Raw genomic sequence first — 2,615 nt, forward strand, 5'->3', positions numbered from 1 at the left:
CGCGGCTGATGACCGGCCTCCGAGCGTTTGGCGGCGGTGGCTCCGGACCCGGAAGCGACGCTGCCGCAGAACGGATCGGCGACATCCGCGGACGGGGCCTTGCCATCGGCGTCGACCTCGTTACCGACAGGGAAAGTTTGCAACGAGACTGCCTCCTCGCCCAAAAAGCCGTGTACCGGGCCTGGCAATTAGGAGTAGTCGTCTATTACGTCGGTGGTAACGTCCTAGAAATTACCCCGCCCCTGGTCATCACCGACGACGAGATCGACCGAGCGGTGGACATACTCGGGCACGCGATCACCGACGCCACACAGGGCCTGATCACCGATGAAGAAGTGGCGCCATACGCCGGCTGGTAAACGAGGACTCCATGGCGCACAGGCCGCGGGAGAACGAGCTGGTGGTGGCGAAGTACCGCTCAAGCGCGTTCTGGGGGACGAACCTTGACCTGCTGCTCGGCAGTAACGGGATCGAGACCGTTATCGTGGGCGGTTGCACCACAGAAGGTTGCAGGAGGTCGCGGCCAGAGACGCCGTGTTCAGCGACTACTACGTGGTGGTGGCATAGGATTGTATTGGCAGCGACGACCGCACCCAGCACGACGCATCGATGCTGCTGATGCGACACCGGTTCGACCTCGCGAGGAATGAGCAGATCGTCGGGGTCTGGGAGGCCGCCGACCGCGGAAAGGAAGCCGGAGTGTGGGCAAGCTAGCCTCGCCCGTTCACGGAACGTGACCTGACACGCGGTCTGGAAATGCGAAAGTGCCTGTCGCACAACGAGATACTGGACTTATCTAGGGTTCAGCAGTCTCGAGTGGAAGGCACCTCGCAAGTGAAGAGTACAACGGGACGATCCACGAAGAAGTCAGCTCGCCGGGCACGTCGCAAAGCCGTCTGCGGAGGTCGGTCGTGGTCCACGGGGTTGGTGGTCTCCGCGGACGGGGGTGGGGTCGTGGCTCACGCCGGGAACGTGGCGACCCGGCTCCTGGCTGACCAGGTCGGCCTGACCGGTGCCCTGTCCGGGGCGATGGCGCGCCGCGGCTTCACCCCCACGCACGACCGGGGCAGGGTGCTGGTCGACGTAGCGGTCCTGATCGCCGGCGGCGGCGAGGCCATCGCCGACATCGACGTCCTGCGCCACCAAAGCGAGGTCCTCGGATCCGTAGCTTCGGCGCCGACGGTATGGCGGGCCCTGGATGAGGTCACCCCTGCGGTCACGAAGCGGATCGACACCGCCCGGGCGAAGGTCCGCGCCCACGTCTGGTCCCAGCTCGAGAGTCGGGGCGGGTTACCCGCCTCAAGGGTCGCCGACACCGACCTGTTGATGGCTGGCGACACCGTCGTCCTCGACGTGGATGCCACCCTGGTGACGACGCACTCGGAAAAGGAGAACGCAGCGTCGACATTTAAGAGGGGGTTCGGCTACCACCCACTGGGCGTCTGGTGCGATAACACCCAGGAGAGCATGGCGCTGATGCTGCGGCCCGGGAACGCCGGCTCGAACACCGTCGCTGATCACATCGCGGTCCTGACCGCGGCGATAGAACAGGTCCCCACCGCCCACCGCAAGAAGCTGTTGATCCGCGCCGACGGCGCCGGGGCCTCCCACGGGCTGCTCGACTGGCTCACCGCCCTGAACGCGAAACGCGGCCGGACAGTGCAGTATTCGGTCGGGTACGCCGTGACCGACAAGGTCCGCGACGCCATCGCCCGGGTCCCCAAGAAGGCGTGGCAGCCCGCGATCACCGCCCAAGGCGAACCCCGCGAACACGGCGACGTCGTCGAGATCACCGGCATGCTGAACCTCAAGGCATGGCCGGCCGGGATGCGGGTCCTGATCCGGCGTGAGCACCCCCACCCCGGTGCATCCCTGACCTTGTTCGAGCACGCCGACGGGTGGCGCTACCAGGCCGTCGCGACCAACACCCCCCTCGCCAACGGTGGTCAGGTCGCGTTCCTCGAAGCCCGCCACCGCGCGCACGCCATACGCCAACACGTCGAGACGAGGATCCGACACGCCAAAGACGCCGGCGTCGGCCGGTTCCCCTCCCGCGAATACGCCATCAACCAGGCATGCTTGAGCATGACCGTCGCCGCGTCGATCGCCGCCGACCTCATCGCCTGGCTGAGACTGCTGGCCTTGCCCCCGCGACTCAAGGCGTGCGAACCCAAAGCGCTGCGGTACCGGTTCCTAAGCGTCCCGGCTCGCCTCACCCACAGCAGCCGCCGCCGGCACCTCCGCTTCCCACGGACCTGGCCCTGGGCTCACGAGATCGTCGCCGCCTTCACCGCCATCCGCACCCTCACCCCGCTGCGGACCTGAGGGCCAAGCCCCTCAACCGTCCACCCACCAGCGAGCACCACCCGGAGACCCGCCCCGCAGCGCCACGCGGCCCACCGGCATACCCCCGGGCCCGAACCGAGCCACCCGGCCCTGACCTACGCGTTAGCCAGTCTCATGAAAGACCGAGGCTAACGCCCGCATTGTGGGTTCTGGCGGACAGCGACCCGAGCTTCCGCGTCCACCAGCGGGCGCTGGGGTGCATTCGGAGGGGATCCCGCTGCGAGCGCCCGCCCGGGCACCGGCGGACCCCGATGGAAGGTCGCGTGATG

General features: G+C 67.5%; 3 protein-coding genes. All 3 read left to right on the plus strand.

Going from position 1 to position 2,615, the window contains the following annotated elements; all coding sequences use genetic code 11:
* Positions 1 to 359, plus strand: a 359-nt coding sequence (locus tag Q0R63_RS24300; protein WP_295702982.1) for an aminotransferase class III-fold pyridoxal phosphate-dependent enzyme, incomplete at its 5' end; no start/stop codon positions are given.
* Between the two features lie 11 nt (positions 360 to 370).
* The gene (locus Q0R63_RS24710) at positions 371 to 619 is read left to right on the plus strand and encodes an isochorismatase family protein (RefSeq protein ID WP_366521206.1); all 249 of its coding nucleotides are present in this window, start codon (positions 371 to 373) and stop codon (positions 617 to 619) included.
* A 308-nt stretch (positions 620 to 927) separates the two neighbouring features.
* Complete coding sequence (locus Q0R63_RS24305) at positions 928 to 2,325, plus strand: IS1380 family transposase (protein WP_366521207.1); 1,398 nt, start codon at positions 928 to 930, stop codon at positions 2,323 to 2,325.
* Positions 2,326 to 2,615: the final 290 nt, after the last annotated feature.

The sequence above is a fragment of the Lapillicoccus sp. genome (assembly GCF_025353065.1).
Taxonomy (GTDB): domain Bacteria; phylum Actinomycetota; class Actinomycetes; order Actinomycetales; family Dermatophilaceae; genus Lapillicoccus.

What these genes read in the sequence shown, in the direction of transcription:
- Q0R63_RS24710 (WP_366521206.1), top strand. Translation starts at nt 371, where the DNA reads ATGGCGCACAGGCCGCGGGAGAACGAGCTGGTGGTGGCGAAGTACCGC.